5 protein-coding genes are annotated in these 6,471 nt (G+C 38.7%); 2 read left to right on the top strand and 3 right to left on the bottom strand.

The window, feature by feature from the left end; genetic code table 11:
• Positions 1–156: 156 nt before the first annotated feature.
• On the bottom strand, positions 157–645 hold the full coding sequence (locus F6K27_RS31870) for an esterase-like activity of phytase family protein (RefSeq protein ID WP_287279809.1): 489 nt from the start codon (positions 643–645) through the stop codon (positions 157–159).
• Positions 646–1,428: 783 nt separating this feature from the next.
• Between F6K27_RS31870 and F6K27_RS31865 the strand changes: the two genes are divergently transcribed.
• Entirely contained in the window at positions 1,429–2,484 is a 1,056-nt protein-coding gene (locus tag F6K27_RS31865) for an LD-carboxypeptidase (protein ID WP_287279807.1), read from the top strand.
• 234 nt (positions 2,485–2,718) lie between these two features.
• On the opposite strand, the gene F6K27_RS31860 is transcribed toward F6K27_RS31865, so the two are convergent.
• Together F6K27_RS31860 and F6K27_RS31855 are read right to left on the bottom strand one after the other, a co-directional pair.
• Positions 2,719–2,946: a hypothetical protein gene (locus tag F6K27_RS31860; protein WP_287279805.1), complete on the bottom strand. Its 228-nt coding sequence runs from the start codon at positions 2,944–2,946 to the stop codon at positions 2,719–2,721.
• A gap of 656 nt (positions 2,947–3,602) precedes the next feature.
• Positions 3,603–4,655, bottom strand: a complete 1,053-nt coding sequence (locus tag F6K27_RS31855; protein ID WP_287279803.1) for a glycoside hydrolase family 10 protein — start codon at positions 4,653–4,655, stop codon at positions 3,603–3,605.
• Between the two features lie 680 nt (positions 4,656–5,335).
• Here F6K27_RS31855 and F6K27_RS31850 point away from each other — a divergent pair.
• Positions 5,336–6,055, top strand: a complete 720-nt coding sequence (locus tag F6K27_RS31850; RefSeq protein WP_124144328.1) for a heme oxygenase (biliverdin-producing) — start codon at positions 5,336–5,338, stop codon at positions 6,053–6,055.
• Positions 6,056–6,471: the final 416 nt, after the last annotated feature.

Raw genomic sequence — 6,471 nt, 5'->3', positions numbered from 1 at the left:
GCCCCTTAATATTTACTTGATTTCGGCAGCTCTAAAATTTTGTGTAAGTCCCGTAGCGATCGCTTCGACGTAAAATTATTGATTTACAAGCATTATAGTCTAATTTTACCAGTTAAGTTGTGTAAGTATCAATAGGAATTTGCCCGTTAAGAGTATTCAGTCGAGGAATATTAGGAGTGGCAATAGGACTCCATTACTATTGAAGCGCAATAGATAGGGACCGTATTCGTCTCCTACCCACAAATCACCGTTGCTATCAATAACTAATGCTTCGGTATCAAAGTCTGTACCTGTTAAAGGTCTTTCAGGATCGTTTTCGTTAAGAATTTCAAAAGGTACTAGATTGTTAGGATCGCGAAGGGTGATAAAATCTTCTAGCTCAACACTACCGTCACCCCCTTCAATACCAGCAAAATTGGGATCGACTTTGTAGATTCTAGCTAGAGTATCAGAATTGCCACCAAAAAGACTATCTACAATGAACCAGTAGCTATTAGCGTCGGCAAATTGTACGCCACTCCATCCACCTACAGGTTGACCAGGAAAAGGCCCAGTACGAGTGGCATCTACATCTGCGCCTGATTCTGGTCCTTCAGCAAACGTATCTGCGGGTAAAGATGCAAATCCTATGAGAGTTTGTACCATCTAGATTAACTATCTCCAGATAAAAATAATTGGTTGTTTATTATGGAAAAAGCAGTTAGCTTTCACTCTTTCTTACATAAGTTCTTACCTGGAGATGGTTAAGTCAAAGTAAATAAAGATTTAAGTTTAAATTAAATTTGAATAATTGCTAAGTTAAGAAAGATACTCAAATTTGAAGAAGTAGTCAGTAGGAGCAAGAATGTGGTTAATGAGTATTCTCATCCTATAAACCCCATTAGCACCGAGAGTGACAGTGGGGTATTATATCAAATCCGGTAGCATCGGTATAATTAGATAGTTAATCTAGGAGTCAGGAGTCAGGAGGGAAGAGAATGCGCGAAACATTTGCTCTTGGATGAAGATGAAAATTTTTTTTATACCGAATTAAGCAGATTTGATATTAAACCCATAAGGGAAAATATAAAAAAGTAATTTTCTGAGGTACTAAAATTCCTGGATAAAATGAGCTATAACAGGGTTTTTAGTAATAAAAAATAGAATGGATTCGTGAGGGTTATGATGATGCTATGGATTTATATCATAGACTTGTCGCTTTATCACTTAAAAAATCCCCAAAAACTTTGTTATGTAAGGATTGTAGCTATTTTCAGCCAAAAAGTCTGGGAATTATTGCTCTGCCTAGGTTGGAATGATTTTTTCCCTCTATTTAGCGACAACTCTAATAAATAGCATTTGAAGGTTTGATTAAGACATTTTCAAATTCTCATACCTTTGTCAAACTATGAATTTTCCTTTTTACTATAAAATATCATCAAGAAAATTATGTTTTTTATTCCTGCTGCAATATTTATGAACGATCGCCGTTACTTTTTAAAATTTCTAGGTCTAGGTTTATTGACAACTCAACTCGCTGCGATCAATAAGCGATCGCTCCGGGTTGCCTCACCAATATCCCCCCAACCTATCCTCAAACCACCCCGCCTTCAAATTGGCGACACTGTAGCAGTAGTTAGTCCTGCCACCATGATTTATAAACATCAACTCAAATACGTCAATTTGGTTTTAGGGCAACAAAAATTAAAAGTCAAAGTTGCCACCCACGCTCTCGATCGATATGGATATTTAGCAGGTAAAGATATAGACCGCGCTGCCGATATCAATGCTATGTTTGCGGATGATGAGGTAAAAGCATTAGTGACAACTACAGGTGGTTGGGGTAGCAGTCGCATCTTACCATTATTAGACTATCACTTAATTCGGAAAAATCCCAAAATTATCATTGGTTACAGCGATATTACTGCTCTGTTATTGGCAATATACGCACGCACTGGTCTGGTGACATTTCACGGACCTTCTGGTACATCTACCTGGAATAAATTTTCTGTTGGTTATCTCAAAGGTATCCTGTTTGAAGGAAAGGCAATGACTTTGCAACCTCCTACGAATATTGTCAAAACTATTACAAGTGGAAAAGCACGGGGGCAACTGGTGGGGGGAAACTTGTCTGTGTTAACGGCGATGGTGGGGTCGATTTTTTTGCCAGACTGGCGAGGGAAAATTTTGTTTGTGGAGGAGATAAGAGAGGATGTTTATCGGGTAGATAGAATGTTGACTCATTTGAGTTTAGCTGGCATTTTGGAACAGTTGGAGGGTTTTGTGTTTGCCAGATGTACTCGATGTCTGGATGAGGAAGATAATTTTCCGACGTTAACATTATGGCAGGTTTTGTTAGATATTATTCGACCTCTAGGTATTCCAGCTTGGTATGGTACGGCAATCGGTCATATTCGGGATAAATTTACAGTGCCATTGGGAGTAGAGGTAGAGATAGATAGTGATCGAGGTACAATTAAAATGTTAGAAACTGCTGTGGTTTAGGGTAAATAAATGCTTGAAAACTTTTATAGGAGTCAGGAGGGAAGAGAATTTCTTGGGACTTAGGCAGAAACAGAGTTTATCGAAAAAATTTAGTGATTGAAAACAATTAGGGCAATAAACCCGGTTTCTTGTTTTCGTGCATCAGTCCTATTTATAACGGAAAAAGACGATCGCTCATAGTAGATTTGCTTTTATTAGCGATCGCCTTCTGCATTTGAAAATTATACATTTCCATTAGATAATAGTTGTAATATCACTCCCCCCTGAGATAGTTAATGCTGACGGTTCTACTCCTTGAACAACTCCAATTAGTTCATCCGGTAATGGCAGATTGATAGTACCACCACCAAAAAATAGCGGGAAATCAATCGTGCCCTTATCTACATCTGGCGACTGGGTAAGTAATTCCTGTTTGACTTGTTGAATCAACTCCGCTAGTCCAATCGAACTTTCGTTACTCATATTTTTTTGTAGGTTAATTTACGAGGATATTTTCTTATACACTAAGAGGCTTTTCTCGTCAGGATTTTATCCAAGCTGGGGTTTTATCGTTCTGATAGAAACCATTTGGTATCTATGCGATCGCCAACCTCCTAAGCATCAGTCGGATAAAACAAAAATTAATCTTGGCTGTGGTGTGACTAATATAGAATCCGGATAATTACTATAGCCAAGTCATTGCGACTGGAACGGAGTGGAAGGAAGCAATCTCAGGGGTTTAGGAGATTGCTTTCCTGACGGACTGCTCCGTAAACACTGCCGCTCGCAAAGATATTATTCGGGATTTTATTAACCAGAATAATTTAGGAAAAGTCCTTGAAAAAAAGGAAACAGAAGTTAGTCTGAAAATCTCTTCAGATACTGTAAATCAATGAGATAATAGTTTGGGATTTAAGACTGATTCCATTTCACCTCCACCATTACCAGAAGTCACTCCTAAGTTTTGTAGTAATTTTGGAGCAAAGCTGCGTTTAGGAAATCGTTTTTGTAATAATTGTGGTACTAAAATTGGGTAGTCAATAGTTATGTATTTGTGTAGAACACATCTCTATTTGATGAACCACATTTTCACAAGCAAAACCCAGTAGGCACCTCCCATGGAACGTCCCTACTGTGGTCTACCGTGCAGGAAAACCGCTGTAAGGAATCATTCGCAATGCTTTAGCCAAAGCATCGTTATTTTCTCGCAGACCTTCATAGAAAAATAATACTTCTCCGTTAATCCCTACAGAACGATTATAAGCGATCGCCTCCAACAAATAATCTACGCTAATTCGATAAGAGCCAACTTTAATTAAAATCCCTGGAAACACCTTACTTAAATGATTACAAATAAACTGCTGTTTCACTAACTGTTGCACAAGAGATTTGTAACTTGCAAAATCACGACGGTAAAGTTGAGGGTGAATAAGATCGACAATTCCTTGATTTATCCAAGTGGGGTAGTCTTGTAAGTATTCATTCAAACTCCACTTGTAAAAACTGGGAGCCATTGAAACTAAAAGTTCAGGCTTAATTGCTTTCACTTCCCGATGTAAACGAGTTAAAAAATTTGTCAAAATATCTGCACGCCATTGTAACCATTTGTGATGTTTATGATTTTGGGGTGGATGACAAGAAAATTGCTGACGATAACGTTCTACTGTTTTTGCATCGTAGCCACCTTCTGAAGGAAATGCTGGCATTCGGTCGTCTCCCTGAATGCCATCAATGTCATAATTTTTCACAACTTCCAATACTAGATCGATCAGAAAATTCTGCACTTGCTCATCCAAAGCATTCATCCACTCAAAACCATTTTTTACCAATAAATTTCCCCTACAGTCACGAGCCGCCCATTCCGGTTTTTTTGCTAGAAGTAACCCTCCATTTTGTTTGTAAGAACTGACAAACCCATATTCAAACCAAGGAATAATTTTCATCCCAACTCGCCGTGCTTCTATAATTACTTCTGCTAGGGGATCGCGACCTTTGTATTGGGGGTCTATCTCTCTACCAAAAATTGTCTGCATCAGTTGACTGGGGTAGAGAGTAAATGCTTTATTCCAGACCACCGGAAATACAACATTAAATCCTGTTTCAGCAAGAAAGTCCATTGCTTCAGCGATATTATCTCTGGAATGGAGGACTTTACTATCAACATTTGTGAGCCAGATACCGCGTAATATCATGTCCGGTAGTTATTGTATAGTTGGATGTGGGGAGTAGGGGAGTAGGGGAGTGGGGTAGATTAATGTAATTATAGGCGTTGCATATTTACGGGATGAGTTAGTTGGGAAGAGTGGGGACCCAACCCTAACCCCGACCGTCGAGGACAGGGCTGTTTCAAAGTATCGCAAGTTAACGATTTAGGGAGAACGGGAAATGAGGGCATCGTGGAAGCTGTAAAATTTACCACGCATTTGCCGATTTTTCAGCCAATAAGCGTCCCTTTTGCTCTGACTAAAATGATGAAAAGTCAACTTTTAATCATAAATTAAAAGCCTCTATCCCCGTGTCTCCGTGTCTCCGTGTCCCCGTGTCCTATCGAGAATGAAACAACCCTGCCTCCCAGGAGAGGAATGTTGGAGGTGTGGAGGACTTTACATAGAGTGCACATTGGAATTATAGTTTTAGCAACACAGGAAGTAATATCATGTCCAGATAAGAGCGTGATAAAAAACTTTTTCTCGTAAGCGCCTTTTCTTCCCTTCTGCCTCCTGCCTCCTGCCTTCCTTTACTTCTTAATCATTCTTAATGTAAATTCTCATCCATTCATTTTAATCTATAGAAATAGGCAATAGATTTCTAAATTTCTGTAGGAATTGATACGCCAAATCGTATAGTTTAGTATTGGTAAGGAAAATTTAACATGAGTGTAAACCTAGCAACTCAATTGCGTGAAGGAACCAAAAAAGCTCATACAAATGCAGAAAACGTAGGTTTTGTCAAGTGTTTTTTAAAAGGTGTTGTAGAAAAGAACTCCTACCGGAATTTAGTTAAGAATCTTTACTTTGTTTATTCTGCAATGGAAGAAGAGATGCAACGCCACAAGAAACATCCAATTCTTTCTCAGGTTTATTTTGCCGAGCTAAACCGTAAACAGAGTTTAGAGAAAGACCTAAAGTATTATTATGGTGCTGGTTGGCGCGATCAAGTTGCTCCTTCTGCTGCGGGTGAAGCTTATGTACAGAGAATTAGAGAAATTTCAGAAAAAGAACCAGAATTGTTAGTAGCTCACTCCTATACTCGCTACTTGGGAGATTTGTCTGGCGGTCAAATTCTCAAGAAAATTGCTCAGAGAGGTATGAATTTAATTGATGGGGAAGGTACTGCTTTCTATGAGTTCCCAGAAATTTCCGATGAGAAGGCATTCAAGAATATGTATCGTCAGAGGATGAATGATTTACCCATCGATCAGGCAACAGCAGATAGAATGGTTAATGAGGCGAATGCTGCTTTTGACATGAACATGAAAATGTTCAATGAACTAGAAGGTAATTTAATTAAGGCGATCGGTATCTTGTTGTTCAATACTTTAACTAGAAAACGTAGTTCAGGCAGTACAGAGTTAGCTACTGCTGCTGAATAATAACGGTTAATTGGTTAATATTTCTATCTAAGTAGAAAGAATACTTTTAAGTTGTATTTAAAATGTTGGGGGTTTGATGGCTGTAAAGCAGTCACCAAGTCTCCAACATTTTGCTTTTGAAGAGGAGCATGGAAAGGAATCTCAGACTAAATCTGGTTTAGTTAGTATCTTTAGATTAGTAATATTGTTTTCCTTTTTTTTTTCTTCTCTCTTCCTTCTTTTCCACTTTTAATTGTTGTAGTAGTTAAACTGGTAATGTAATACCAAGCGTGAAAAAAGAATGTGTTCAATTGAAGAAGGAGACAGGAGACAGGAGACAGGAGACAGGAGGAAAATTACATGGGGATAGTCAACGAAGGGCCGCTCCGCGTCTACGCTCCCCCAAGTAATGCGTGAACACCCCCGTTGACGGTGGG

The sequence above is a fragment of the Okeania sp. SIO2F5 genome (genome assembly GCF_010692685.1).
Classification (GTDB): domain Bacteria; phylum Cyanobacteriota; class Cyanobacteriia; order Cyanobacteriales; family Microcoleaceae; genus Okeania; species Okeania hirsuta.
This window is presented reverse-complemented; position numbering and strand designations above follow the sequence as displayed.